Source organism: Streptomyces sp. NPDC001027 (assembly GCF_040299045.1).
In the GTDB taxonomy this organism is placed as follows: Bacteria; Actinomycetota; Actinomycetes; order Streptomycetales; family Streptomycetaceae; genus Streptomyces.
Genome location: NZ_JBEPBI010000012.1, coordinates 41,162 through 67,316, shown reverse-complemented (window position 1 = coordinate 67,316; position 26,155 = coordinate 41,162). Strand labels below are relative to the sequence as shown.

26 protein-coding genes and 1 riboswitch are annotated in these 26,155 nt (G+C 72.6%); of the genes, 18 read left to right on the top strand and 8 right to left on the bottom strand.

What is annotated here, in order from left to right:
* Positions 1-24: 24 nt before the first annotated feature.
* On the top strand, positions 25-1,722 hold the full coding sequence (locus tag ABT300_RS06515; RefSeq protein ID WP_351672779.1) for a flavin monoamine oxidase family protein: 1,698 nt from the start codon (positions 25-27) through the stop codon (positions 1,720-1,722).
* A 33-nt stretch (positions 1,723-1,755) separates the two neighbouring features.
* Here the strand turns inward: ABT300_RS06515 and ABT300_RS06510 are convergent, their stop codons facing one another.
* On the bottom strand, positions 1,756-2,469 hold the full coding sequence (locus ABT300_RS06510; protein ID WP_351672777.1) for a DUF5995 family protein: 714 nt from the start codon (positions 2,467-2,469) through the stop codon (positions 1,756-1,758).
* Positions 2,470-2,611: 142 nt separating this feature from the next.
* Between ABT300_RS06510 and ABT300_RS06505 the strand changes: the two genes are divergently transcribed.
* On the top strand, positions 2,612-3,733 hold the full coding sequence (locus ABT300_RS06505) for a glycoside hydrolase family 6 protein (protein ID WP_351672814.1): 1,122 nt from the start codon (positions 2,612-2,614) through the stop codon (positions 3,731-3,733).
* On the opposite strand, the gene ABT300_RS06500 is transcribed toward ABT300_RS06505, so the two are convergent.
* Positions 3,712-5,091, bottom strand: coding sequence for a uracil-xanthine permease family protein (locus ABT300_RS06500; RefSeq protein ID WP_351672775.1), 1,380 nt, complete (start codon positions 5,089-5,091; stop codon positions 3,712-3,714). The two genes, ABT300_RS06505 and ABT300_RS06500, sit on opposite strands and share 22 nt — an antisense overlap.
* Before the next feature lie 162 nt (positions 5,092-5,253).
* Here ABT300_RS06500 and ABT300_RS06495 point away from each other — a divergent pair, with 162 nt between their 5' ends.
* On the top strand, positions 5,254-5,712 hold the full coding sequence (locus tag ABT300_RS06495; RefSeq protein WP_351672774.1) for an acyl-CoA thioesterase: 459 nt from the start codon (positions 5,254-5,256) through the stop codon (positions 5,710-5,712).
* On the opposite strand, the gene ABT300_RS06490 is transcribed toward ABT300_RS06495, so the two are convergent.
* Positions 5,672-6,883 carry an MFS transporter gene (locus ABT300_RS06490; RefSeq protein ID WP_351672812.1) on the bottom strand — a complete coding sequence of 404 codons (1,212 nt, stop codon included), beginning with the start codon at positions 6,881-6,883 and terminating at the stop codon, positions 5,672-5,674. The two genes, ABT300_RS06495 and ABT300_RS06490, sit on opposite strands and share 41 nt — an antisense overlap.
* Positions 6,884-7,028: 145 nt before the next feature.
* Between ABT300_RS06490 and ABT300_RS06485 the strand changes: the two genes are divergently transcribed.
* From ABT300_RS06485 to ABT300_RS06440, 10 genes are all read left to right on the top strand, one after another.
* Entirely contained in the window at positions 7,029-8,372 is a 1,344-nt protein-coding gene (locus ABT300_RS06485) for an ROK family transcriptional regulator (RefSeq protein ID WP_351672772.1), read from the top strand.
* Between the two features lie 259 nt (positions 8,373-8,631).
* A riboswitch (FMN riboswitch) is annotated at positions 8,632-8,762 on the top strand.
* Between the two features lie 145 nt (positions 8,763-8,907).
* Positions 8,908-9,516 carry a riboflavin synthase gene (locus ABT300_RS06480; protein WP_351672770.1) on the top strand — a complete coding sequence of 203 codons (609 nt, stop codon included), beginning with the start codon at positions 8,908-8,910 and terminating at the stop codon, positions 9,514-9,516.
* Positions 9,513-10,154 carry a nicotinamide riboside transporter PnuC gene (gene pnuC / locus ABT300_RS06475; RefSeq protein ID WP_351672768.1) on the top strand — a complete coding sequence of 214 codons (642 nt, stop codon included), beginning with the start codon at positions 9,513-9,515 and terminating at the stop codon, positions 10,152-10,154. Before ABT300_RS06480 ends, pnuC begins: the two co-directional genes overlap by 4 nt.
* A complete protein-coding gene (locus ABT300_RS06470) occupies positions 10,151-11,440 on the top strand; it encodes a bifunctional 3,4-dihydroxy-2-butanone-4-phosphate synthase/GTP cyclohydrolase II (RefSeq protein WP_351672766.1) in 1,290 nt (429 codons plus the stop codon). The genes pnuC and ABT300_RS06470 overlap by 4 nt, the downstream gene beginning before the upstream one ends.
* A 30-nt stretch (positions 11,441-11,470) precedes the next feature.
* On the top strand, positions 11,471-11,956 hold the full coding sequence (gene ribH, locus ABT300_RS06465; RefSeq protein WP_057583696.1) for a 6,7-dimethyl-8-ribityllumazine synthase: 486 nt from the start codon (positions 11,471-11,473) through the stop codon (positions 11,954-11,956).
* A 34-nt stretch (positions 11,957-11,990) separates the two neighbouring features.
* Complete coding sequence (locus ABT300_RS06460; RefSeq protein ID WP_057583788.1) at positions 11,991-12,263, top strand: phosphoribosyl-ATP diphosphatase; 273 nt, start codon at positions 11,991-11,993, stop codon at positions 12,261-12,263.
* 81 nt (positions 12,264-12,344) lie between these two features.
* Positions 12,345-13,193 carry an ATP phosphoribosyltransferase gene (hisG, locus tag ABT300_RS06455; protein WP_351672763.1) on the top strand — a complete coding sequence of 283 codons (849 nt, stop codon included), beginning with the start codon at positions 12,345-12,347 and terminating at the stop codon, positions 13,191-13,193.
* A 14-nt stretch (positions 13,194-13,207) separates the two neighbouring features.
* Positions 13,208-13,675 carry a PH domain-containing protein gene (locus tag ABT300_RS06450; protein ID WP_351672761.1) on the top strand — a complete coding sequence of 156 codons (468 nt, stop codon included), beginning with the start codon at positions 13,208-13,210 and terminating at the stop codon, positions 13,673-13,675.
* A gap of 205 nt (positions 13,676-13,880) precedes the next feature.
* Positions 13,881-15,206 (top strand): hemolysin family protein, encoded by a 1,326-nt coding sequence (locus ABT300_RS06445; RefSeq protein WP_351672759.1) that lies wholly within the window; start codon positions 13,881-13,883, stop codon positions 15,204-15,206.
* The gene (locus ABT300_RS06440) at positions 15,203-16,288 is read left to right on the top strand and encodes a hemolysin family protein (protein WP_351672757.1); all 1,086 of its coding nucleotides are present in this window, start codon (positions 15,203-15,205) and stop codon (positions 16,286-16,288) included. Before ABT300_RS06445 ends, ABT300_RS06440 begins: the two co-directional genes overlap by 4 nt.
* Before the next feature lie 198 nt (positions 16,289-16,486).
* Here the strand turns inward: ABT300_RS06440 and ABT300_RS06435 are convergent, their stop codons facing one another.
* The 3 genes from ABT300_RS06435 to ABT300_RS06425 form a co-directional block, all read right to left on the bottom strand.
* Positions 16,487-16,723 carry a hypothetical protein gene (locus tag ABT300_RS06435; protein WP_351672820.1) on the bottom strand — a complete coding sequence of 79 codons (237 nt, stop codon included), beginning with the start codon at positions 16,721-16,723 and terminating at the stop codon, positions 16,487-16,489.
* A gap of 276 nt (positions 16,724-16,999) precedes the next feature.
* Complete coding sequence (locus ABT300_RS06430; protein WP_351672755.1) at positions 17,000-18,868, bottom strand: AAA family ATPase; 1,869 nt, start codon at positions 18,866-18,868, stop codon at positions 17,000-17,002.
* Between the two features lie 439 nt (positions 18,869-19,307).
* Entirely contained in the window at positions 19,308-19,955 is a 648-nt protein-coding gene (locus ABT300_RS06425; protein ID WP_351672753.1) for a uridine kinase family protein, read from the bottom strand.
* 295 nt (positions 19,956-20,250) lie between these two features.
* Here ABT300_RS06425 and ABT300_RS06420 point away from each other — a divergent pair, with 295 nt between their 5' ends.
* The 3 genes from ABT300_RS06420 (at position 20,251) to ABT300_RS06410 (ending at position 22,605) form a co-directional block, all read left to right on the top strand.
* Positions 20,251-21,639 (top strand): C39 family peptidase, encoded by a 1,389-nt coding sequence (locus ABT300_RS06420; protein WP_351672751.1) that lies wholly within the window; start codon positions 20,251-20,253, stop codon positions 21,637-21,639.
* Positions 21,640-21,730: 91 nt separating this feature from the next.
* Positions 21,731-21,871, top strand: coding sequence for an SCO1431 family membrane protein (locus ABT300_RS06415; RefSeq protein WP_351672749.1), 141 nt, complete (start codon positions 21,731-21,733; stop codon positions 21,869-21,871).
* A 74-nt stretch (positions 21,872-21,945) separates the two neighbouring features.
* On the top strand, positions 21,946-22,605 hold the full coding sequence (locus ABT300_RS06410) for a TetR/AcrR family transcriptional regulator (RefSeq protein WP_351672747.1): 660 nt from the start codon (positions 21,946-21,948) through the stop codon (positions 22,603-22,605).
* Positions 22,606-22,644: 39 nt separating this feature from the next.
* Here ABT300_RS06410 and ABT300_RS06405 read toward each other — a convergent pair whose 3' ends face one another.
* Together ABT300_RS06405 and ABT300_RS06400 are read right to left on the bottom strand one after the other, a co-directional pair.
* Positions 22,645-22,833 carry a hypothetical protein gene (locus tag ABT300_RS06405; RefSeq protein ID WP_452996882.1) on the bottom strand — a complete coding sequence of 63 codons (189 nt, stop codon included), beginning with the start codon at positions 22,831-22,833 and terminating at the stop codon, positions 22,645-22,647.
* Between the two features lie 309 nt (positions 22,834-23,142).
* A complete protein-coding gene (locus ABT300_RS06400) occupies positions 23,143-23,598 on the bottom strand; it encodes a hypothetical protein (RefSeq protein ID WP_351672743.1) in 456 nt (151 codons plus the stop codon).
* 310 nt (positions 23,599-23,908) lie between these two features.
* On the opposite strand from ABT300_RS06400, the gene ABT300_RS06395 reads away from it, so the two are divergent.
* Positions 23,909-24,349: an Lrp/AsnC family transcriptional regulator gene (locus ABT300_RS06395; RefSeq protein WP_057583720.1), complete on the top strand. Its 441-nt coding sequence runs from the start codon at positions 23,909-23,911 to the stop codon at positions 24,347-24,349.
* A gap of 50 nt (positions 24,350-24,399) precedes the next feature.
* Positions 24,400-26,016, top strand: coding sequence for an amidohydrolase (locus ABT300_RS06390; RefSeq protein WP_351672741.1), 1,617 nt, complete (start codon positions 24,400-24,402; stop codon positions 26,014-26,016).
* Positions 26,017-26,155: the final 139 nt, after the last annotated feature.

Sequence of the window (26,155 nt, the reverse complement as noted above, 5' to 3'; positions counted from 1 at the left end):
TTTGCCGCAAGGAGTCCGCACCCCATGACGTCCACCGTGCCCAACGCCGTCGAGCACGCAGACGAGCAGCAGCCGCCGATCACCATGTTCGGTCCGGACTTCCCGTACGCCTACGACGACTTCCTCGCCCACCCGGCGGGCCTCGGCCAGATCCCGGCGACCGAGCACGGCGCCGAGGTCGCCGTCATCGGCGGCGGGCTGTCCGGCATCGTGGCCGCGTACGAGCTGATGAAGATGGGGCTCAAGCCGGTCGTCTACGAGGCCGACCGGATCGGCGGACGGCTGCGCACCGTCGGCTTCGAGGGCTGCGACCCCTCCCTCACCGCCGAGATGGGCGCGATGCGCTTCCCGCCGTCCTCGACGGCGCTCCAGCACTACATCGACCTGGTGGGGCTGGAGACCCGGCCCTTCCCCAACCCGCTCGCGGAGACCACCCCTTCGACGGTCGTCGACCTCAAGGGCGAGTCCCACTACGCCGAGACGATCGGCGACCTTCCGCAGGTCTACCGTGACGTCGCCGCGGCCTGGAACGCCTGCCTCGAAGAGGGCGCCGACTTCTCCGACATGAACCAGGCCATGCGCGAGCGCGACGTGCCGCGCATCCGCGAGATCTGGGCGAAGCTCGTCGAGAAGCTCGACAACCAGACCTTCTACGGCTTCCTCTGCGACTCCGAGTCCTTCAAGTCCTTCCGGCACCGGGAGATCTTCGGCCAGGTCGGCTTCGGCACCGGCGGCTGGGACACCGACTTCCCCAACTCCATCCTGGAGATCCTCCGCGTCGTCTACACCGAGGCCGACGACCATCACCGCGGCATCGTCGGAGGCTCCCAGCAGCTGCCGCTGCGCCTGTGGGAGCGGGAACCGGAGAAGATCGTCCACTGGCCGTATGGCACCTCGCTCAGCTCGCTCCACGAGGGCGGCGAGCCGCGGCCGGCCGTGACGCGGCTGCACCGCACCGCGGGCGACCGGATCACCGTGACCGACGCGAACGGCGACATCCGCACCTACCGGGCGGCGGTCTTCACCGCCCAGTCCTGGATGCTGCTGTCGAAGATCGCCTGCGACGACTCGCTCTTCCCGATCGACCACTGGACGGCGATCGAGCGCACGCACTACATGGAGTCCAGCAAGCTGTTCGTGCCCGTCGACCGGCCGTTCTGGCTGGACAAGGACGAGACCACCGGCCGCGACGTCATGTCGATGACGCTCACCGACCGCATGACCCGCGGGACGTACCTGCTCGACGACGGCCCGGACAGGCCCGCCGTCATCTGCCTCTCGTACACCTGGTGCGACGACAGCCTGAAGTGGCTGCCGCTGTCCGCGAACGAGCGGATGGAGGTCATGCTGAAGTCGCTCGGCGAGATCTACCCGAACGTCGACATCAGGAAGCACGTCATCGGCAACCCCGTGACGGTCTCCTGGGAGAACGAGCCCTACTTCATGGGTGCGTTCAAGGCCAACCTCCCCGGCCACTACCGCTACCAGCGGCGGCTGTTCACCCACTTCATGCAGGACCGGCTGCCCGAGGACAAGCGGGGCGTCTTCCTCGCCGGAGACGACATCTCCTGGACGGCCGGCTGGGCCGAGGGCGCCGTGCAGACCGCGCTCAACGCGGTCTGGGGCGTCATGCACCACTTCGGCGGGGCCACCGACGCTGCCAACCCGGGCCCGGGCGACGTGTACGACGAGATCGCGCCCGTGGAACTGCCGGAGAACTGAGTCCGCCGCCCGCGCGCCACACCCCGGCGCGCCTCAGAGCGGGGTGAGCATCATCCGTCCCGCGAAGCCGACGGCCGTGTCGAGCCGCTCGGTGAACTCCACGGCCACGTCGGGGAGTCGGCGCAGCGCCCACAGCGCCCGGGCCGCCGTCCAGGTGGCGTCCCGGGCGCGCTCCAGGCTCCAGGCGCCGAGCAGATGGGTGAGCGGATCGGCGATCTGCAGCAGATCGGGGCCCGGCATCAGCTCTTCGCGGAGCCGCTCCTCCAGCGAGACGAGGAGATCGCCCACGCGGTCGAACTCGTCCTCCAGCTCGACCGGTTCGCAGCCGAGGCTACGGCAGGCGTCCACGACGGCGAGCGCGAGGTCGTGCCCGATGTGCGCGTTGACGCCCGCGAGCGCGAACTGCAGCGGGCGTACGCCCGGATGGCGGCGGAACTGCAGCAGCGGGCGCCAGCAGGCGGGCGGACGCCGGTCGCCCGGCTCCGGATCCACCGCGTCCAGGTAACGCTCGGCGAACCGTACGTCCAGCGTGATCGCGGCCTGCGGGTCGGGGAAGCGGCCCCGGTCGATGCGCCGGCCGACCTCCTCCGTCACGGCGAGGTAGACACGGTTGAAGACCGCGACCCCGTCACGCGCGGGCAAGGTCGCGTCGAGGGCGCGCATCCGGGCGAGCACGCCGTCGAGGCTCGGGTCGGCCGGGCCGGCCCCCGCGTCGACGGGAAGGGTGAACTGTTCCGATTGCGGCATGGGGGCAGGGTGGCAGTTCTAGGCTGGCCCGCGTGCCGGCGAGCCCGACGTTTCCCCGGAACGGGGGACGGGCGCGCCGCGCGGGAGGGGGAACAGCACGGTGTCAGGGGTACGTGAGCGACGGGCCGGCCGACGCAGCGCCATGCTCTGCGTCGCCTCGGTCGTGGTCGTCCTCGGCGCCGCGGCCGGGACGGTGACCGCGCTCGGCGACGGCGACGAGCGAGACCGGGGCCGCGACACCGCCGCAGCCCCACCCGGCGCCGGCGCGACGCTGCCGGCCCCCTCCCGTCCGCCGTCCCCGTCCCTCGCCGCGGCTTCCCCGACCGTGTCGCCCGCCGCGACGCCGTCGCCCCCGGCCGCCCGCCGCGCCGCGCGGAAGCCGCGGGCGGCCGCCGCGTCCGCGGGCCTGTACCGCCACGACGAGTCCCAGGTCCTCGACTGGGTGCACGCCCACCCCGCCGACCCGCGCACCCCCGTGATCGAGTCCCGGATCGCGAACCGGCCGGCTGCGGTGTGGTTCGCCGACTACGCGCCCGGCACGATCACGGCACGGGTCCGCGCGGTCACCTCGGGCGCCGCCGCCCAGGGCCGGGTCCCCGTCCTCGTGGCGTACGCGATCCCGGACCGCGACTGCGGCGGCGCCTCCGAGGGCGGAGCGCCCGACATCGACGCCTACGACGGCTGGATCGACCGGTTCGCCGCCGGGCTCGGCCGCGGCGAGGCGGTCGTCGTCCTGGAGCCGGACTCGATCGCCCAGGCCGACTGTCTCGACGCGGGCGCGCGGGCCGACCGCTTCGCCGCCCTGGCCCGCGCGGGGCGGGTGCTGAAGGCGGCGAACCCCGCGGCCCGCGTCTACTACGACGCCGGTCACTCCCACTGGAACGCGCCGGCGCAGCAGGCCGCGCTGCTGAGGCAGGCGGGCGCCGCCTCGGCCGCGTCCTCCGACGGGATCTTCAGCAATGTCTCCAACTTCCGCGGCACCGCGGACGAGGTCGCCTATGCGCGCCGGGTGCTGGATGCGCTGGGCGGCCCGGCGGGCCTGGGGGCGGTCATCGACACGAGCCGCAACGGCAACGGCGCGCCGGCCGACGGCGAGTGGTGCGACCCGGACGGCCGCAGCATCGGCAGGGCGCCCACCCTGGACACCGGGCAGGCCCGGATCGACGCCTATCTGTGGGTGAAGCTGCCGGGGGAGTCGGACGGCTGCAAGGGTGCGGCGGGCGAGTTCAGCCCCGCGTACGCCTATGAGCTGGCGTCGTCGTAGCTGCTGGCGCCGCCGTCCAGCAGCGGCCGTCCTGTCCTGAGGTGGGCGGGTGCGAGCGCGCGCAGGGCGTGGTAGCCGCCGACGACGACGATCGTGCCGAGCGCGATGCCGCTCAGGGAGAAGGTGTCGGTGAAGTGCATCGTGACGTTGCCGACGCCGATGATGATGCCCGCCGCGGCCGGCACCAGGTTCAGGGGATTGCGAAGGTCGACCCGGGCGTTGAGCCAGATCTGCGCGCCGAGCAGGCCGATCATGCCGTAGAGGATGACGGTGATGCCGCCGAGGACGCCCCCGGGGATCGCGGCGACCACCGCGCCGAACTTCGGGCACAGCCCGAACAGGAGGGCGAAGCCGGCGGCCGCCCAGTAGGCGGCCGTCGAGTAGACGCGGGTCGCGGCCATCACGCCGATGTTCTCGGAGTAGGTGGTGTTGGGCGGCCCGCCCACGGCCGTGGACAGCATCGAGCCGACGCCGTCGGCGGAGATCGCCGTGCCGAGCCGGTCGTCGAGGTCGTCGCCGGTCATCTCGCCGACCGCCTTGACATGCCCCGCGTTCTCCGCGACCAGTGCGATGACGACCGGCAGTGCCACGAGGATCGCCGACCACTCGAACGACGGCCCGTGGAAGGACGGCAGGCCGATCCAGTCGGCGTGGGCGACCCCGGACAGGTCGAGCCGCCAGTGGTCGGTGACCTTCCCGCTCGCGTCGGCCGAGTGGATGCGGCCGAAGATCCGGTCGGACGCCCACGACACGGCGTACCCGAAGACCAGGCCGAGGAAGATCGCGATCCGGGACCAGAAGCCCCGCAGGCAGACCACCGCCAGACCGGTGAACGCCATGGTCAGCAGGGCCGTCCACTGGTCCTGCGGCCAGTAGACGGTGGCGGTGACCGGAGCGAGGTTGAAGCCGATCAGCATCACCACCGCGCCCGTCACGATCGGCGGCATCGCGATGTGGATGATGCGCGCCCCGAAGCGCTGCACGGCCAGGCCGACGACGAACAGGGCGGCCCCGACGACCAGGACCGCGCCGGTGACCGTGGCGCTGGCGCCGCCCTGGGCCCGGATGACCGCGGCCACGCCCACGAAGGACAGGGAGCAGCCGAGGTAGCTGGGCACCCGGCCGCGGGTGGCGAGCAGGAAGATCACCGTCGCCACGCCCGACATCATGATGGCGAGGTTCGGATCCAGGCCCATCAGGACCGGCGCCACGAAACTCGCCCCGAACATCGCCACCACGTGCTGGGCGCCGAGCCCGGCCGTGCGGGGCCAGGACAGCCGCTCGTCGGGGCGGACCACCGCGCCGGGCGCCGGCGTCCGGCCGTCGCCGTGCAGTTTCCAGCGGATGCCGAGATCCATGGTGCGGTTTCGCTTTCGTACGGGTGCGGACGTCCTGATCATTCTCCCGTGCATCAGCGGCCGAGGGGCTGCCGGGGCGGTCACCAGGGGGAGGGGTGAGCGACCGCTTAGGCGGCGCTCTACCATAGGGACCGTCCCCCTCACCTGCACAGGAGCCCCGCCGTGACCGCCGAAGCCCCGCCCGCCCCTGCCGTGTCGTACGGCCGGCTCGTCCCGGTCACCGTCCACTTCGACGACCTGGACGCGCTAGGACTGCTGCACAACGCCCGTTACCCGGTGATGGTCGAGCGCGCCTGGAGCGAGCTGTGGCAGGAGCACGGCGTGCGCTTCGAGGGGGACTGGGGGGCGGCCGGCGACGCCTGCAACGCCGTGAAGGAACTCCGGATCACTTACGAGGCGCCGGTGACCAGACCGGGCGCGTACGCCGTGCACCTGTGGCTGGAGCGGCTCGGGGTCACCGGCCTGACCTACGGCTTCCGTTTCTGCTCGACGGACGGGACGCTCACGTACGCGCGCGGCGCCCGGGTCCTCGTCCGGCTGGACGCGACGACCATGCGCCCCACGCCCTGGAGCGAGACCTTCAGGGCCGCGGGTCGGGCACTGCTGCGGCCCGCGGACTGACCTTCGCGCCCGTCCGCTCCCCGCCGCGCAGCACGCCCGCGAAGGCCACGAGTCCGCACGCCAGCACGGTCACCACGGCGAAGGACGCCATCAGACTCGTCGCCTGGGCGACCCCGCCGATCAGGCTCGGGGCGATCAGTCCGGAGGTGTACGTGATCGTCGCGACGCCCGCGATGGCCTGACTGGGGTTGGGTCCGCTGTGGCCGGCCGCGGCGAAGCACAGCGGCACGACGACCGCGATGCCGAGCCCCATCAGCCCGAACCCGCCGATCGCCACCGCCGGATGCCCCGCGACGACGATCAGCAGCCCGCCCAGCGCGGCCAGCACGCCGCCCGCCCGTACCGTGCGCACCGCGCCGAACCGGTCGACCACCGCGTCTCCCGCGATCCGCGCCACCGCCATCGTGAGCATGAAGCCGGTCGTGCAGGCCGCCGCGACCCCGGCCGACGACTCGAGCCGGTCGCGCAGGTACACCGCCGACCAGTCCAGGCTCGCGCCCTCCGCGAACACCGCGCAGAAGCCGACCGCGCCGATCAGCAGCGCCGAGCGGGGCGGCAGCGCGAACCGCGGAGGCGGCTCCGCGTCCGCGGCCGGCCGGATGTCGAGCACCCACCGGCAGGCCAGCAGCCCGAGACCGGTGAGGACGGCGGCGGCCAGCGCGTGATGCACGCGGGCGTCCGCGCCGAGGTGGGCGGCGAGCGTGCCGCCGACCGAGCCGATCAGGGCGCCCGCGCTCCACATGCCGTGCAGCCCGGACATGATCGACCTGCCGAGCAGCCGCTCCACCTCCACCCCGAGGGCGTTCATGGCGACGTCGGCCATGCCGGCGGCCGCGCCGTAGGCGAACATCGCCAGGCACAGCGTCGGCAGGTTCGGGGCGAGGGCGGGCAGGACCAGCGACAGCGTCCACAGCGCGAGCAGCCCGCGCAGGGCCGTACGGCTGCCGAACCGATGGGTGACCGAGCCCGCCAGCGGCATGGCGCAGGCCGCGCCGAACGCGGTGAAGGCCAGAGCGAACCCGAGCTGGCCGGTGGAGACGTCGGCGTGGTCCTGGATCCAGGGCACCCGGGTGGCGAAGGATCCGGTGACGGCGCCGTGCACGGCGAACACGGCCGCCACGGCGTACCGGGCGCGCCGCACCTGTGACGGCGCGCGGACCACTTCGCCCACTCCGCTCACTTCTCCCGCCCTCCAGGCCTTCTCGGCGACGCCCGCGCGCCGCCGACGTAAACTATCAGGAACCTTGCCTGATAAATAGAGGAGCACCGGCCGGTCCCCCGACCGGGTCCCCCTCGGCCGTGGGAGGATTCCCGCCATGCCCGCAACCCCGAGCACCGCCCGGGCCATCAACGACCGGCTCGCCCTGCGGCTGCTGCAACGCGAAGGCCCGTTGACGGCGGGGCGGTTGAAACAGCTCACCGGCCTGTCCCGTCCCACGGTGGCCGACCTCGTCGAACGCCTCACCGCCGCCGGGCTGATCCGGGTCGTGGGAGAGGCCGGGGAGCAGCGCCGCGGCCCGAACGCCAAGCTCTACGGCATCGTCGCCGACCGCGCGCAGCTGGCCGCGCTGGACGTGCGGACGGAGGGCGTCGCCGTGCTCGTCTCCGACCTGGTGGGCCGGGTGCTCGCCGAGGCCTCGGTGCCGATCGGCGGCGACACGGGCACCGGGACGGCCGTGGAGCGGGCGGTCGCGCTGGTCGAGCGCGCGGCGAAGGAGGCGGGCGCCGACCGGCTGCACACCCTGGGCATCGGCGCGCCCGGCCTGATCGACCCCGCGAGCGGTGAACTGCGCGACTCCAGCGGCCTGCCTGAATGGCACCGCCGTCTGGTCGCCGCCCTCCAGGAACGGTTCCCGCAGGCCCGCGCGCACATCGAGAACGAGACCAACCTGGCCGCCCTGGCCGAACAGCGCGAGGGCGCGGCCCACGACCGCGACACGTTCGTCCTGCTGTGGCTGGGCCACGGCACCGGCGCGGCCGTCGTCCTGGACGGCGTCCTGCGCCGGGGCGCCTCCGGCGGCGCCGGGGAGATCGGCTTCCTGCCGGTCCCCGGCACGAGCGGACTGCCGTCGGCGACCGACTGCGCGGGCGGCTTCCACTCCCTGGCCGGCTCCGCGGCGATCGCCGCCTTGGCGGAGAGCTTCGGCCTGACGCCCGGACCGCACGCCGAGGAACCGGTGGCCGCGGCCCTGGTGCGGGAGGCGGTGGCCGCGGTGCGCGAGCCGGAGCGGGAGCACTGCGCCGCACCGGAGACCTCGGCGCGGGAGTCGGGACCCGCGGCGAAGGACGCCGGATCCGCGGCGGCCCCGGCGACGGCGTTCGCGGCGGCCGGGGGATCCGCGCCGCGGGTCGCCGCCGCGCGTTTCCTCGACGCCCTCGCCGAGCGGCTGGCCCTCGGTGCGGCCTCCGTCGTCGCCGTCCTCGACCCGGGCTGCGTGGTGCTCGGCGGAGAGGTCGGCCAGGCCGGCGGGGAGGTGCTGGCCGACCGGGTGGCGCGGCGGCTGCGGCACATGGCCCCGCTGCCCACCGAGGTGCGCCCCGGCGTGCTGGGCGGCGGCGCGGTGCTCCGCGGGGCGCTGCTCACGGCCCGCGAATCCGCTCAGGAGGACCTGTTCGCAACGGCGCCGACCGGAGGCCTTGGGGCTCCCCGGCGCCGGTAAGGGGTGTGTTGCGAAGGTCCCCGCTGCCGGGCGGGCGGCGCGACGCCCGTCGGTCGTGCGCGGAGGCCCGGCGGCGGGCAAGGGCCGTCGTCACCGCCGCCGGGCCGCACGGCTCGAGCCTAAAAAGGACTAGACCAGTCCGTCAATAGGTATGGACTAATGGGGTGTTGAGTGGAGGAGTGACGTCCTGTGAGCCAACCCACACCCTTCACCTGTATGGACGCCCACCGGCCGTGGCACACTGACCCTGTACCAAAAGCAGCGCACTCCGGGGTCGGTGAAAGTCCGAACCGGCGGTTATAGTCCGCGACCCGTCCGCTTCCAGCGGCCGGTTGACCAGGTGAAATTCCTGGACCGACGGTTAAAGTCCGGATGGGAGGCAGTGCGCGGCGGGCGGGCATTCGTGCGCGTCGTCGTATATGCACTCGTCGGTGGACGAGTCCGTCCGGCGTCGTCCCGAAGCCGCTGCCCGTACCTGCTGTCGTCATCGACAGGCCCCGGAGTCCGTGCCCTATGAGGCAGGAGGACCCGGGAAGTGTTCACCGGAATCGTCGAAGAGCTGGGTGAGGTCACCGCCGTCGAGAATCTCGGCGACGCCTCCCGCTTCCGGCTGCGCGGCCCCGTCGTCACCGACGGCGCGAAGCACGGCGACTCCATCGCCGTGAACGGGGTCTGTCTCACCGTCGTCGAGCACGAGGGCGACGAGTTCACCGCAGACGTCATGGCGGAGACCCTGGACCGATCCAGCCTCGGCGCACTCGCCGTCGGCTCCCGCGTCAACCTCGAACGCCCCACCGCCGTCGGCGCGCGTCTCGGCGGGCACATCGTGCAGGGGCACGTCGACGGCACGGGCGCGGTGCTGGAGCGCAGGCCGTCGGAGAACTGGGAGATCGTCAAGGTCTCCCTCCCCGCCGAACTCGCCCGGTACGTCGTGGAGAAGGGCTCCATCACCGTCGACGGCATCAGCCTCACGGTCGTCGAGGCCGGTCCGGACTTCTTCACCGTCAGCCTCATCCCCACCACGCTCGCGCTGACCACGCTCGGCCTCAAGCAGCCCGGCGACCCGGTCAACCTCGAGGTGGACATCGTCGCCAAGTACGTCGAGCGCCTGCTGGCCACCACACAGCAGGGAGCGGGCAAGTGAACTGGCTGAACTCCGAGGCGTTCGTCGCGTTCGACCAGCACATCATCTGGTCGGACATGATCGGGAACATCCTCGGCCTGATCACCCTCGCCCTCGGCTGGCGCCGCTCGCTGCTCACCTGGCCGGTGCAGTTCCTCTCCGGGCTCGTCCTCTTCGTCGCCTTCTACGGCCACCTCGCCGGCAGCGCGGGCAAGCAGGTCGTCGTCATGGCCGTCGCCCTGTACGGCTGGTGGCAGTGGAACCGCAGCAAGGGGCGGTCCGCGGACGGCCAGATCACCCCCCGCTTCGCCACCTGGACCGAGCGCGCGGCCATGATCGGCGCCGCGGCCGCCGGCACGGTCGCCGTCGCCCTCCTCTTCAAGGCCAACCCCTCCCTGTCCTGGGACCCCTGGCCCGACGCCTACATCTTCGTCGGCACCATCGTCGCCATGTACGCCCAGGCGCGCGGCATGGTCGAGTTCTGGATCGCCTGGCTCCTCGTCGACGTCGTCGGCGTCCCCCTCAACTTCGCCAACGGCTACGCCTTCTCAGGCTTCGTCTACGTCATTTACGGCGCGCTCGTCCTGTGGGGCATGCGCGACTGGTGGCTGCGGTCCCGCAAGGCCTCGCAACCCGCTCTGGAAGGAGCGCCGGCATGAGCACGGCACCGATCCTGTACAGCACCGAAGGCCTGGAAGACCTCAGCCTCGACCCCGTCGAGCAGGCCATCGCCGACATCGCGGCCGGCCGCCCCATCGTGGTCGTCGACGACGAGGACCGCGAGAACGAGGGCGACCTCGTCGTCGCCGCCGAGAAGGTGACGCCCGAGATCGTCGCCTTCATGATGAGCGAGTGCCGCGGCCTGATCTGCGCCCCCATGGAGAGCGACGAGCTGGAGCGCCTGAAGCTCCCGCAGATGGTCGACGACAACACCGAGTCGATGACGACCGCGTTCACGGTCTCCGTGGACGCCTCGGCCGCGCACGGCGTCACCACCGGCATCTCCGCCGTCGACCGCGCCGCCACGCTCCGCCTGCTGGCGAGCGGCGACGCCGGGCCGACCGACTTCGTGCGCCCCGGCCACGTCTTTCCGCTGCGCGCCCAGCCCGGCGGCGTGCTGACCCGCAACGGCCACACCGAGGCCGCCGTGGACCTCGCCCGGCTCGCGGGGCTGCGCCCGGCCGGTGCGATCGTCGAGATCGCGGGTGAGGACGGCCGGATGCTGCGCCTTCCCGAACTGATCCCGTTCGCCCGCAAGCACGGCCTGACGATCATCTCCATCGAGGACCTGATCGCCTACCGGCGCGGCGCCGAGCCGACGGTCCGCCGCGAGGCCGAGACCCGACTGCCCACCGTGCACGGCACGTTCACCGCGTACGGCTACCGCTCCACCGTCGACGGCGTCGAGCACGTCGCCCTGGTCCACGGCGACATCGGCGACGGGGAGGACGTCCTGGTCCGCGTCCACTCCGAATGCCTCACCGGCGACGTCTTCGCGTCCCTGCGGTGCGACTGCGGCCCCCAGCTCGACGCGTCCCTGGAACGCATCCAGAGCGAGGGCCGGGGCGTGCTGGTCTACCTGCGCGGACACGAGGGCCGGGGCATCGGCCTGCTGTCCAAGCTGAGGGCGTACGAACTCCAGGAACAGGGTCACGACACCCTCGACGCCAACCTGGAGCTTGGCCTGCCCGCCGACGCCCGTGACTACGGGGCCGGGGCGCAGATCCTCGCCGACCTCGGCGTGCGCGGCGTCCGCCTCATGACGAACAACCCCGAGAAGAGCGAGGCGCTCGTCCGGCACGGCATCGAGGTCGTCGAGCGCGAACCGATGCCCGTCCAGGCGGGCGAGCACAACATCCGCTACCTGCGCACCAAGCGGGACCGGATGGGACACGACCTGCCCTGGCTGGACGCGGCCCCCGTGTCCCCCTGCGGCAACCAGTAAGCACGACCGGCACCGAGGAGAGACGAGAACGTGAGCGGCAAGGGCGCACCGGAACTGTCCGTACGCAATGTGGGCGACCTCAGGGTCGCCGTCATCGCGGCCCAGTGGCACGAGAAGGTGATGGACGGTCTGGTCGACGGCGCGCTGCGCGCCCTGCACGACCTGGGCATCGACGAGCCGACCCTGCTGCGGGTCCCCGGCAGCTGGGAACTGCCGGTGGTGGCCAAGGTGCTGGCCGGGCGGGGCTACGACGCGATCGTCGCCCTCGGCGTCGTCATCCGCGGCGGGACACCGCACTTCGAGTACGTGTGCCAAGGGGTCGTCCAGGGTCTCACCCAGGTGTCCGTCGAGACCGGCGTGCCCGTCGGCATGGGCGTCCTCACCTGCGACACCGAGGAGCAGGCCCTGGACCGGGCGGGCATCGAGGGCTCCAACGAGGACAAGGGGCACGAGGCGGTGACGGCGGCGGTGGCCACCGCGGCCACCCTCCGTTCAGTATCCGAACCCTGGCGGTAGGGGCGCCGGGAGAACGGCTAGGGTGGGCAGCACCATGTCCAAGAAGACGTTCGAGGAGCTCTTCTCCGAGCTCCAGCAGAAGGCCGCCAGCGGCGACCCCGCCACTTCCCGTACCGCGGAACTCGTCGGGAAGGGCGTCCATGCCATCGGCAAGAAGGTCGTCGAAGAGGCCGCCGAGGTGTGGATGGCCGCCGAGTACGAGGGCAAGGAGGCGGCCGCGGAGGAGATCTCGCAGCTGCTCTACCACGTCCAGGTGATGATGGTCGCCCGCGGAATCTCGCTGGACGACGTGTACGCCCACCTGTAGAAACGCATTCCGCCGCATTTCCGACCCCGCCCCGTTTTCATCCCGTTCTTCATCCCGTTCCACGCGAAGGAAGCCGACCTCATGCTGCGCATCGCCGTCCCCAACAAGGGTTCCCTGTCAGGCCCTGCGGGGGACATGCTGCATGAGGCCGGCTACCAGCAGCGCCGGGAGAGCAAGGAACTGCGGATCGTCGACCCGGTCAACGAGGTGGAGTTCTTCTACCTCCGCCCCCGCGACATCGCGATCTACGTCTCCTCCGGCCGCCTCGACATCGGCATCACCGGCCGCGACCTGCTGGTCGACTCCGGCGCCGACGCCGAGGAGATCCTGCCGCTCGGCTTCGCCCGCTCCACCTTCCGCTTCGCCGCCAAGCCCGGCGCGGCGACCGGCGTCCAGGACCTCAAGGGCAAGACGGTCGCCACCTCCTACGAGGGCATCGTGGCCGGTCACCTCGCCGACCACGGCGTCGAGGCCTCCGTCGTCCACCTCGACGGCGCCGTCGAGACCGCCATCGAACTGGGCGTCGCCGAGGTCATCGCCGACGTCGTCGAGACCGGCACCTCGCTGCGCAACGCCGGGCTCGAGGTCTTCGGCGAGCCCATCATGAAGTCCGAGGCCGTCGTGATCCGCCGCACCGGCGCCGACGCCGAGGAGCCCAAGGTGCAGCAGTTCCTGCGCCGCCTCCAGGGCGTCCTGGTCGCCCGGACGTACGTGATGATGGACTACGACTGCCGCGTCGAGCAGCTCGAGAACGCCGTCGCGCTGACTCCGGGCCTGGAGTCGCCGACCGTCTCCCCGCTGCACAACGAGGGCTGGGTCGCCGTCCGCGCCATGGTCCCCGCCAAGGAGGCCCAGCGGATCATGGACGACCTCTACGACATCGGCGCCCGCGCCATCCTGACCACGGCCATCCACGCCTGCCGCCTCTGACCTCTGCCGGGAACATGTCCGACCTGCCTCCCCTCCCCGTAGTCTTCCGGCCCGGCCGCACCCGTGTGGTGCTGCTCACGGCCGGAGTGGCGATCTTCCTCGTCATCTCCGCCGTCGCGATGCTGCTGGAGCAGCTCGGGCCGGGGGAGCGGCTCAGTTTCATCCTCACCGGAGCCCTCGTCTTCTGGGTGCTGGCCCAGCTCGCCCGGGTGCGGGTGACCGCCGACGAGTCCGGTGTCACCGTCGTGAACATCGCCAGTACCAGGCGTCTGGCCTGGGCGGAGATCCTTCAGGTGAACCTCCGTCCGGGCGATCCGTGGGTGTTTCTGAACCTCAGCGACGGCACCAGCCTGCCCGCGCTCGGCATCCAGCCCGGCATCGACAAGCAGCAGGCCATCCGCGACGCGCGGGCGCTCCGCGCGCTCGCCGAGGCCCGTGCGATCCACGACCCCGAGACGCCCCCCGAGCAAGATCAGGGCTGACTCGGGGCCCGCTGCCCTGCCGCAGAACCCCCTGTCTTGATTAATCTGGTGACAAAGGCGCACTCCTGCGCCCCCGCCCCTGCGGCGCCCTGCCGGGCTCACAGGGGCTCCTGCTACCCGAGGAGTGACTCCCTCCGGCGATGGACGGTTCGTCCTGTAGTACCTGCGCCGCCCCCACCCGACCTGGTTCGGAGGCGGCGGCATCATGACCACCCCCCTGCTGCTCCTGGCAGCCGCGTTCCTGCTCATCCTCGCCAACGGCTTCTTCGTCGCCGCCGAGTTCGGCCTTGTCACGGTCGAGCGTCCGGACGCGGAGCGGGCCGCCGCCGAGGGCGACAGGCGAGCCCGCACGGTCGTCGAGTCGCTGAAGGAACTGTCCTTCCAGCTCTCCGGCACCCAGCTCGGCATCACCATCACCTCCCTCGTCGTCGGCATGCTCGCCGAACCGGCGCTCGCGGAGCTGCTCAGCGGCCCGTTCACGGCGGTCGGCGTCCCCGAGGGCGCCGTCTCCGGCGTCGCCGTCGTCGTCGGCATGCTGCTGGCGTCCGCCGTGCAGATGGTGATCGGCGAACTCGTCCCCAAGAACTGGGCGGTGTCCAAGCCGTTGCAGGTCGCGCGGTTCGTCGCGGGCCCGCAGCACGCCTTCGCCCGCCTCTTCCGGCCGGTGATCGCGGCCCTGAACACCGTCGCCAACCGCCTCGTACGGGCGCTCGGCGTCGAGCCGGCCGACGAGCTGGCCTCCGCGCGGACCCCCGGCGAGCTCGTCTCCCTGGCCCGCCACTCGGCCCAGGCCGGCGCCCTCGAGCAGGACACGGCCGACCTCTTCGTACGGACCCTCTCGCTGGCCGAACTGACCGCGCAGCACGTCATGACCCCGCGCGTGAAGGTCAGCGCCCTGCAGTCCACGGCCACCGCGGAGGACGTGGTGAACCTGACCCGGGCCACCGGCCTGTCCCGCTTCCCGGTCTACCGCGAGAAGATCGACGAAATCGTCGGCATGGCCCATCTGAAGGACGCCCTGGCGGTCCCCGTCCACGACCGGTTGCGCACTCCGGTCGTCCGCATCGCCCGCCCGGCCCTGCTGATCCCGGAGACGCTGCCGGTCCAGCCCCTGCTGGCCCGACTGCGCAGCGAACAGCCCATCGCCGTCGTCGTCGACGAGTACGGCGGCACGGCCGGCGTGGTCACCCTGGAGGACATCGTCGAGGAGATCGTCGGCGAGGTCCGCGACGAGCACGACGGCCAGGACTCCCCTGAACTCGCCGCCGCCCCGCCCGAGGAGGGCAGGCCCGCCTGGGACGTGGACGGCAGCTGCCGCGTCGACACCCTCCAGCGCATAGGCCTCGAAGTCCCCGAGGGACCGTACGAGACGGTCGCCGGACTCGTCGCCGACCTGCTCGGACGCATTCCCGCCGTCGGCGACCGGACGGAGCTGCCCGGCTGGCGGCTCTCGGTGCGCCGGGTCGGCCACTACCGGGCCGAGCGGGTCCGGCTGGTGCGCACCGGCCAGGTCGTGGAGGTCGCCCGATGAGCGCCCTCCAACTCGTCTTCGCCGCGCTGCTCGTGCTCGCCAACGGCTTCTTCGTCGGCGCCGAGTTCGCGCTCGTCTCCGTCCGCCGCAGCCAGATCGAGCCGCTGGGCACCGCGCGGGCCCGCCAGGTCCTCTACGGGCTGGAGCGGCTGCCGCAGATGATGGCGGCGGCTCAGTTCGGCATCACCGTCTGCTCCCTCACGCTGGGCGCGGTCGCCGAGCCGACCGTCGCCGAGCTGCTGGAGCCCTTGTTCGAGTGGATCCACCTCCCGCACGGGATGATCCATCCGCTGGGCTATGTCATAGCCCTCGCGGCCGTGGTGTTCTTCCATCTCGTGATCGGCGAGATGGTTCCGAAGAACCTCGCCATGGCGGCGCCGGAGAAGACCGCGCTGTGGCTCAGCCCCGGCCTGGTCGCCTTCGCCCGGCTGTGCCGGCCGATCACGGTGGCGCTCGGCGCCTGCGCCCGGGCCATCCTGCGGCTCTTCCACGTCGAGCCGAGGGACGAGGTGGAAGCCGTGGTCACCAGCGAGCAGCTGAACCGCCTGCTGGAGGACTCCGGCCAGGCCGGTCTGCTCGCCCCGGAGGAGCAGGAGCGCCTGGAGGACGCCCTCGAGCTCGGCTCCCGTCCCGTCACCGACGTCCTGCTGCGGCGCGAGTCCCTGGTCACGGTCAGTCCGGCGGTCACCCCGGGCGAGATCGTCGAGCTGACCGCCCGCACCGGCTACTCCCGTTTCCCCGTGGCCGCGGAGACCGGCGCCTTCATGGGCTACCTGCATGTGAAGGACGTGCTCGACCAGGAGGACTCCGAGAGGGCGGTGCCGCAGCAGCTGTGGCGCCCCATGACGACGCTCCGCTCCGAACTCCCGCTGGACGACGCGCTGACCGTGATGCGCCGGGCGGCCACCCATCTGGCGCAGGTCGCCGACGCCTCCGGCAGGGTCCTCGGCCTGGTCGCCCTGGAGGACGTGCTGGAACTGCTGGTGGGCGAGGTCACCGACCCCGCCCACCGAGAGGTTCCCGAGGTACGGCTCACGGAGCCGAGGGCGAGCGACGAGCCGGAGGAGGCGCTGGCCGGCTGACCGCGCCCCGGCGGCCCGGCCGAGCGCGATCCGGTCTGCGTCGCAGACCGGGCTCCGCCCGGGCGCGGCGGCCGACCGGAAGCCGCGGCGGCGGTCAGGACGAGGCCGCCGGCCCGGCGCGCACGCCCCTGACGGGGAGACAGCCGAGGTCGAGGACCGGTCCTCGACCGCCCTGCCCGCTGCCGTGCCCGCCGTGCGTCAACCGTCCCGGCCGGGCGGGCGGGACGACTCCGCTCGTGCGTCTCCTGCCGCCGTGGCCCGGGCGGTCCGGCGGTCGGCTCGGGCGGGACGAGCCGTTGCGAGGTCCGGCCGGCGTCGGTGAGCCGCAGGGGTCAGTTCGTGGTCCCTGCGGCGCAGCGCGCCGAGCAGGTCGAACTCGGGGCGGGTCAGTCCGGCGCGCCGCAGGGGCGCGCCCTCGGCCGCGCTGTCCGCCATGGACGGGCGCGTGGTGCCGGCGCCGGTGGGACGTCCGGTTCGGCGGGTCCGCGCGCCCGGTGATCCTGCGCACCGAGCAGCGGACGTTCTCCGGGCGACCGGTGCCACGCCCCGCGGGCTGTGCCGGGCCCGCGGGCGCGCGCGTATCCAGGCCGACGTCATCGGCGCGGCGATCCGAGCCGGCGCCGGCCCAGGGACCGGTGCGAGCCCGGAGGCCGGGGCGGCCCCGGCCCGGAGCGGGCACGGAGGCGGGAGCGGTGCGCGCGTGCCGGCGCGTCAGATCGCCGACGGGTCCTGCGGTCCCCGCCCTGACAGCACCTCCCCGTACGCCTGCATCAGGTCCGGCAGCCGCAGCGTCGAGAGGTCGTCCCGGGTCAGCGCGCCCGGATACGCCGACAGCCGCAGGTCCCGGTAGGCGCAGCTCTTCTCGTACAGGGTGCGCAGAAAGCGGCCGTTGCCGAGCTCGTCGATCCAGCCCTGGTCGACCACGTGCCCGGCGATCGAACGCAGCTCGTCCAACGCCTCCTCGTCCCACGCGTCGCCGTTCTCCGCGGCCAGCACCTCGCCGATGGAGGTGAGTTCGAGGGGACGGTAGGAGGGGAAGTCGACGCGGGTCGTGAAACGGGAGGACAGCCCGGGATTCGCCGCCAGAAGGCGGTCCATGCCCTCCGGATAGCCGGCCAGGATCACCACCAGGTGGTCCCGGTTGTCCTCGGCCCGCTTCAGCAGCACCTGCAACGCCTCGTCGCCGTACGCGTCGCCCTTGCCGTAGCCGGAGTTCGAGAGCGAGTACGCCTCGTCGACGAAGAGCACGCCGCCGAGGGCGGAGTCGATCAGTTCGTTGGCCTTCACGGCGGTCTGGCCCAGGTACTCGCCGACCAGGTCGGCCCGCTGGGCCTCCACCAGGTGGTCGCCGCCCAGCAGCCCGAGGGCGTAGAAGACGCGGCCGAGGATGCGGGCCACCGTGGTCTTGCCGGTGCCGGAGGGGCCGGAGAACACGAAGTGCCGCTTCGGCGGCTGGACCGGAAGCCCCTGACCCGTCCGCAGCCGCGCCATGTTGAGCTGCGCCGAGAGCGCCTTGACCTGGCGTTTCACCGGCTCCAACCCCACCATGCGCTCCAGCTCGGCCAGCGCTTCCTCCAGTAACCCGGGATCGGTGGGGCCTGTCGGCAGCGGCGACGAAGAGCGTACGACGTGCTTCTCGCGCACGGCGGGATCGGTCACCGCGGGCATGGGCACGACGGGCGGTGGATCCAGGGCCTCGAGCCGCAGGTCGCGGCCCTCCGTGCCGAACAGCGGATCGAAGCCGTCCGGCCCGTCGGCCGTGTCCTGCCCCAGCCCCGTGAGCGTGATCGCCGCCAGATCCGCCGTGTCGTCGTAGCCGTCGCCCTCAGCGATCGCGGCGAGTCGCGCCGAGGTGTCCATGAAGGAGGCGTCGACGCGGTGCACAGCCCGGTACAGGGGGAGGGCGGCCGCCGAGCGGCCGGTGCCCTCGTGCGCCCGGGCCAGCCAGTACCGCAGCTCCTTGCGCTGCGGCTGTTCGCTGCGGCAGCGCATCAGAGCCGCCGAGAGCAGCGGCTCGGCCTGGCCGTACATCTCCAGGCGCACCCGGGCCATCCCGCCGAACAGGCCGGCCTCGATGCACAGCAGTGGGTCGTCGAGCAGCGAGTCGGTGTGCCGGACCAGCTGCTCCCAGTCCTTGACGAGGTATGCGCGACAGGCGTGCAGGAAGCGGACCTGGTGGTCGGCGTCGACCGGCGGGAGCCCGGCGAGCGCCCGGTCCAGCTCGGGCACATGGCGGCCGTCGAGCCAGTGCGAGGCGTGGGCGAGCAGCAGGTCGCGGGGGCTCTCCAGCACGGGCTGCACCCACCAGCCCAGCCAGTACCAGGAGTTGAGGGTGCGGCGGTGCCGTGAGCGCTGCTCCCCGAACCGCTCGCGGTGGCGGAACATCCGCAGCAGCGCGGTCGTCGTGTCGACGCGCAGTGCGTGCAGTCCGAGCCAGCCGTCGGCCATCCCGGGATCGATCCGCACCGCGGTGCGGAACTCCTCCTCCGCCTGCGGGTAGGCGCCCATGGTGTAGGCGTCCACGCCTCGAAGCCAGGCGAGGTCGGCGGGAGCCTCGGGGCCCTGCGTGCCGAAGTTCATCACGTCCCCCACAGACCGTGCCCCCGTCGGTGTGCCGCCGGGCCGTCGCCCGTCGGCTGCCTTGGTCGAACCGCTGTGCCGCGGACCGGAGTTGCCTGGTGCGCGCAGCATTGTCCAGGTCGCATCGAGGGCATCGTACCTGCGGGAGAGGGGCCCGCCGTAGGGTGCCGCACAGGCCGTTCGACGAGGTGGGAGCAGACAGGGCGCACACCGCGCGGTGACCCTGGGTGAGCGAATCGCGTCGCTTCAGGTCCGGAAAGGGGCGCCGGGAGCGGCGTCCGGACAGAACGAAGCCCCCGATCACGGGGGAACAACCGGGGGCTTCGCGTTCGAGGGCGGCTCCGATCGCCGCGCAATCAGAACGTAAGTCCTGTACGGGCCGCCGGTCAAGCGAAGTTGAAGCACTTGGCCAAGTTCGAGCGCAAGGGCTTTCACCAGTTCACCACATCATGGGTGGTCCCTCACGGTGGGTGACATCGCGGTGCGGGCCGGATCCCCTGGCAGGCCCCGGCAGTACCTCGTATCCCAGCTCCAACTGCCGTACCAGCAGGGCGGCGTGGGGCTGCGAGGGGTCCTCGGCGAAGTGACGTGCTTCGGCCGGAACCCATCCGTCCCAGAACGCGCGCTGCTCCTCTCCGTCGCGTGCCCGGCCGCGTGCCCAGGATTCCTCGGGAGGCATGTCCATCCACAGCAGGCATGCCAGGTACGGCCGCAGGACACGGCGTCCCGCGCCGACCCCCTCGACCAGCACGACGGGGGCGGCGGGCAGGGTGCGGGGCCGGCCGAAGCGGTGGGCGTGCCAGTCGTAGGGCGCGTACCGCGCGCTCTCGCCGCGGCCGAAGGGCTCGATCACCTGGGAGAGCAGGCGGCCGGTCCACGAGAACAGCTCGTCGTGGGAGGCGATGTCGTCGAGGTGCAGCACCGGGGCGTCGTCCAGCGCCTCCGCCAGCCTGCCCGCGAAGGTGGACTTCCCCGAACCGGCGTGCCCGTCGACGCCGATCAGGCGCACCGGTCCGCAGGACGGCGGCAGGCGGAGGAGCCAGGAGGCGAGGTGGCGGATGACGGATCCTGGGGTGCGCGGGGTCATGGGGACGGATCGGCGGTCGGGTGGGCGGGCCGGCGCCGTCGGCGCGTCTGCCCAGGTGCGCCGGTCTTCAGCGTCCCTGCCCGGGTACGGCGCCCTTCGGTACGGCGGGGTGAGCCTACCTTGGCGTCGCCGCGGCCGGTGGGCCAGACCGACGGTGGTGGGCGTGGCACGGGCTCACCTGCTGGAAGCCGCGTCCGGCTCCCTCCATAGTGGCCGAAACAGCCGCAGGACACCACAGGCCGCACAGACCCTCGGGAGCCTCCACCCCATGAGCAGACCCTTGAGCAGTCGAGCCATGAGCCGAGTCGAACAGCCGTCCCGCAGAACGGTCCTTGCCGCCGCGGTCGCCGCCGCAGTGGCCGGGGGGCCGTCGCCCTCCGCCTCGGCCGCGTCCGCCGCCGAGGCGAGCGACGTCGCGAGCGATGCCGCGGACGCCGAAGCGGCGCCCGCCCGATCCGTCGACTACCGCGGCTGGACCACGTACGCCGACTGGCGCTCAGGCGTCGCCGAGGGCGCCCGCGCCGTGGCGGGGACCCGTCCGGGCGTCGTCATCGCCGCCCCGCGCGGCGTCGTCGACCACACCGACCCGCACAGCAGGACGACCGCGTCCTGGGAGTACGCCACCTGGACGTCGCCCCTCCACCGGCTCGCCGTCCCCGCCACGGAGGTGATCGCCTCCTGGAACGCGAGCACCCCGGCGGGCAGCTGGCTCCAGGTCGAGATCGCGGGCACGTACTCCGACGGCACGGACACCCCCTGGTACGTGATGGGGCGCTGGGCCTCCGGGGACCAGGACATCAAGCGGTCCTCGGTCGACGGCCAGAGCGACGGGAGAAGCACCGTGTGGACGGACACGGTCGCGATCGACGACGCCGCGAGCGGCCTGCGCCTCGCCGCCTACCGACTCCGGCTCACCCTGTACCGCCGCCCCGGCGCCGATGTCACGCCCACCGTGTGGCGGCTGGGGGCGATGGGGTCCGACGTGCCGGACCGTTTCACCGTGCCGGCCTCCGTGCCCGGCCTCGCGCGGGAGCTGCGCGTCCCGCGCTACTCGCAGGAGGTCCACAAGGGCCAGTATCCGGAGTACGACAACGGCGGCGAGGCCTGGTGCAGCCCCACCTCCTCGCAGATGATCGTCGAGTACTGGGGCGGGCGGCTCACCGACGAGCAGCTGGCGTGGGTCGACCCCTCCTACGCCGACCCGCAGGTGTGTCACGCGGCCCGGCACACCTACGACCACCAGTACGCGGGGTGCGGCAACTGGCCGTTCAACGCCGCCTACGCGGCCACCTTCGAGGACCTGCAGGGCGTGGTGACCCGGCTCGGCTCCCTCACCGACCTCGAGACGCTGATCGGCGCGGGGATCCCGGCCATGACGTCGCAGTCGTTCCTCAAGGAGGAGCTCACCGGGGCGGGGTACGGGACCTCCGGGCATCTGATGACGGTGATCGGCTTCACCGTCGAGGGCGACGTGATCGCCAACGACCCGTTCTCGGCGGACGACGCGGCGGTGCGGAGGGTGTACCCGCGGCGGGAGTTCGAGAACGTCTGGCTCAGGACCAGGCGTCACAACGCGACGGGGAAGGTCGTCTCCGGCAGCGGCGGCGTCTGCTACCTCTATTTCCCGGCGCGTCCGAGCGCCCGTCAGTGCCAGGCTCTGACGGCGGTGGGAATCCGGATGTGAGCAAGATCTCTGCCACAAAAGGCCCGGCGGGTGGCAGGGTGGTCGGATCGGTGGGGGGATCCACCAGTACGTCCGACTTCAGCGAGACACCATGACCGCTCAGACAGCCACTGCCACGCGCACCCGTACCGGCGGCCCCGGAACCGACGGCCCGAAGATCATCGAGCATGCCCTGGGCTGGGTCCTCGTCGCGGTCCTCGCGATGCTGGTCACCCAGCTCGGACTGCTCTGACGAGTGTGACCTGACACACGGTTGACCTGACATACTGCGGATGTCCCGCCGACTGCCCGAGACCAGGGTCGAAATTGAATATCAGTGAACAGCGCGAAGTCGTACGTCCCCGGGCGCGCGGCACCGAGCGCTCACTGGCGCGTCGCGCCGAACTCATCTCCATCGGGCGGAAGTTGTTCGCCGACACGTCCTACGACGCGCTCTCGATGGACGACATCGCCCGGCAGGCGCATGTCGCCAAGGGGCTGATCTACTACTACTTCCAGTCCAAGCGCGGCTACTACCTGGCCATCATCCAGGACTCCGTCGCCGATCTGGTCACCTTCGCGGCGAGCGGGATCGAACTGCCCCAGGTGGACCGGGTGCACCGCACCATCGACGGCTATCTGCGCTATGCCGAGCACAACCAGGCCGCCTATCGCACGATCGTGAGCGGCGGCGTCGGCTTCGACACCGAGGTGCACGGCATCCGGGACGGCGTGCGCGCGGCGATCGTGGCGACCATCGCCGAGGGGGCGTACGGCCGCAGCGACGTGCCGCCGCTGCCGCGTATGGCCCTGCTCGCCTGGGTGTGCAGCGTCGAGGGGGCCACCCTCGAGTGGATCGACCGTCCCGAGCTCACCCGAGAGGTCATGGTCGAGCTGCTGGTGAAGACCCTGGGCGGCGCCCTGCGCGCCATCGAGGACCTGGACCCCTCCTTCCCGGCGCCGAAGCCGGCCCGCCGCGAGGGCTGACAGGCAGGGCAGGCGCACGGCGAGCGCGGTCCGTGCGGGTCATCGCCCGTCGCCCACCGGGTCCGCGAGCCCGCCGAACTGCCCCCGCCGCACCTGCGGCGCGGCCAGCCGCACCCACTCCGGGTCGTGACGTCCCGGCAGGGTGCGGCCCCGGTCGGCCCAGGTGCGCAGCAGGTCACGGTAGATGGGCGGGTCCGGAGGCGGCGGCGGAGCCGATTCTCCGCGCACGGGCTCCGGACGCATCGGTGCGAAGAGCTGGCGGTGACGCCCGGGAGCAGCCGAGTAGGTGGGTGCCATACCGGGGCAACGCGGGTCCGCGCGGCGGAGTCACCGCCGCGCAGGGGCGCGCGTGAGTTCGGGATGTGCCCCAGGGCCGTTCCGACGCCGCTGCGCACCGCGCGAACCGACGCGAACGTATTCCGGGGGATGCCGTCCCGTCCGGTCGGCGCACGCCGATCCCGCACCACGCCTGCTGCCGGGCATGGTGCGGTCCCGGTACCGGAGTCGAGCGGAGACGGCGGGCGCGGGAAACGCGGCTCAGGCGGCCGCGCGGCGCATCGCCGGGACGCGCATCGGGCGTGAGCCCGGGCCGCCGACGTGCGAGAAGGGCTGGGTGCGCCAGTCCAGTCCCTGGGGGAGCGTCAGCAGGAGCGCGGTGTCGTGCCCCTGGAGTTCCGCGGAGTCGTCCGCGGGCCGGGCCTCGGCCGCCGTGCGCCCCGTGCCGGCACAGACCGTGAGCCCGAACGGGTTCCACGGAGAGGCGCACAGCGCGTGCTCCGGCAGGCTCTCCTCGTCCGCCAGGAGCGCGATGGGCTGGGCGCAGTCCGGGCAGATCACCCGGTACATCTCCAGGGTGTCGTACGCGTCCGCGTGCTCGGCGGCGTCACCGTCGAAGCCGTCGGCGTCGAAGGGTTCGACGCCCTCCGGCTCGGGCTCGCTCACGGACTGGAGCCGCTTGGGCGCGGTGCGACCAGGGCGCTTGAAACTCTGCATGTGATTCTCCCCCTCGGGCTGGGTCGTGACGGCAGTGCGGCCTCGACCACAGCAAGCACTTCCCAGCCCGTCCCGGCGGTAACCACCGTGGAATCACGAAGCGTTCACCAGTGATGTGGCATTCGTCACATGCCGTTTGCAGGTGCCCCACGCGTGAGCGCCCTCCGGTGCGGCGCCCGGCGTCCGTGCGGCCACCGGGGCGGTCGTCTCGCGGCCGTCGTGCGAGCCGCTCCGGACACATCACAAACGGGGTATGACCTGCGCTGTATAGGTATACGCGGAGATCACGCTGCCTGTAAGTTCTTGCGTCATGGAGGAGCTGGACCGACAAATCGTGCAGCTGCTCGTCAAGGACGGGCGGATGAGCTACACCGATCTGGGCAAGGCCACGGGCCTGTCCACGTCTGCCGTGCACCAGAGGGTGCGCAGGCTTGAACAGCGCGGCGTCATCCGCGGATACGCGGCCGTCGTCGACTCGGAGGCCGTCGGGCTGCCCCTGACCGCCTTCATCTCGGTGAAGCCGTTCGATCCCAGCGCCCCCGACGACATCGCCGAGCGGCTGGCGGACGTGCCCGAGATCGAGGCCTGCCACAGCGTGGCCGGCGACGAGAACTACATCCTCAAGGTCCGCGTGGCCACCCCGCACGAGCTGGAGGAGCTGCTGGGGCGGCTCAGGGCGCTCGCCGGAGTGTCGACGCGCACGACGGTCGTCCTGTCCACCCCCTATGAGGCCCGGCCGCCGCGGATCTGAGAAGCCCCCTGGGGGCGGGCGTCCCCCGGGGAGGCGCGAGACTGTTCCCCATGAGTGAGCACGCCCCCGAGCCGAAGACCGTCCTGCTCCGTCGAGGAGAGGTCCACAGCCCCGCCGATCCGTTCGCGACCGCGATGGTCGTCGAACGCGGCCAGGTCGCCTGGGTGGGCTCCGAGGGCGCCGCCGACGCCTTCGCAGGCGGCGTCGACGAGGTGGTCGACCTCGACGGCGCCCTCGTCACCCCGGCGTTCACCGACGCCCATGTGCACACCACGTCCACCGGCCTCGCGCTCACCGGACTCGACCTGTCCGCGGCCCCCTCCCTGGCTGCCGCCCTCGCCCGGGTGCGCGAGTTCGCGGCGTCCCGACCGCATGACAAGGTGCTGCTGGGCCACGGCTGGGACGCGTCCCGCTGGCCGGAGGGCCGCCCGCCCCGGCGCGCGGAACTGGACGAGGCCGCCGGCGGCCGGCCGCTCTACCTCAGCCGGATCGACGTCCACTCGGCCGCGGTCACCACCGCGCTGCTGGCGCTCGCCCCCCGGGCCCGGGACGCGGCCGGCTTCGCCGACGAAGAGCCGCTCACCCGCGACGCCCACCACACCGTCCGCGCCGCCGCGTTCGCAGCCGTGACGCCCGCCCAGCGCGCCGAGGCCCAGCGCACCGCCCTCGCGCACGCCGCCTCGCTCGGCATCGGATCCGTCCACGAGTGCGCCGGCCCGGAGATCTCCTCCGAGGACGACTTCACCGACCTGCTGCGGCTCGCCGCCCGGACGCCCGGCCCCCGCGTCGTCGGCTACTGGGCGGAGCGCGACGTCGACAAGGCCCGCGAACTCGGCGCCCTCGGAGCCGCGGGGGACCTGTTCGTCGACGGCGCCCTCGGCTCCCACACCGCCTGTCTGCACACCCCGTACGCCGACGCCGGCCACACCGGAGCCGCCTACCTGGACGCCGACGAGGTCGCCGCCCATGTGACGGCCTGCACCGAGGCCGGGCTCCAGGCCGGCTTCCACGCCATCGGCGACGCCGCCGTCACAGCCGTCGTCGAGGGCGTCCGCGCGGCCGCCGAGAAGGTCGGCCTCGCCCGGATCCGCGCCGCCCGCCACCGTGTGGAGCACGTGGAGATGCTCACGCCCGAGACCGTCGCCGCCTTCGCCGAACTGGGCCTCACCGCCTCCGTCCAGCCCGCCTTCGACGCCCTGTGGGGCGGCGCGGAGGGCATGTACGCGCAGCGGCTGGGCGCGGACCGGGCCAGGACCCTGAACCCGTTCGCCGCACTGCTGCGGGCCGGCGTCCCGCTCGCCTTCGGTTCCGACAGCCCGGTCACCCCCCTCGACCCGTGGGGGACCGTGCGCGCCGCCGCCTTCCACCGGACCCCGGAACACCGCGTGTCCGCGCGCGCCGCGTTCACCGCGCACACACGCGGCGGCTGGCGGGCCGTCGGCCGCGACGACGCGGGGGTGCTGGTCCCCGGCGCGCCCGCCGACTACGCGGTCTGGCGCACGGACGAACTCGTGGTCCAGGCCCCCGACGACCGCGTCGCCCGCTGGTCCACCGACCCCCGTTCCGGAACCCCTGGTCTGCCCGATCTGACGCCCGGGAACGACCTCCCGGTGTGTCTGCGCACGGTGGTGGGCGGCCGGACGGTGTTCGTGCGCCCGGGCGAGTGATCTCCCGGGCCGACCCGGAAAAGATCACCCGTCCGCCCGTCGTCGCCCGATGCGGGTCCCCTCCCGGCTGACCTGCGCGTTGACGGAAGACCCGCAGGTCGAACCGCTGTTGACAGCCGACGGCGGCGGGCCGGTAGGT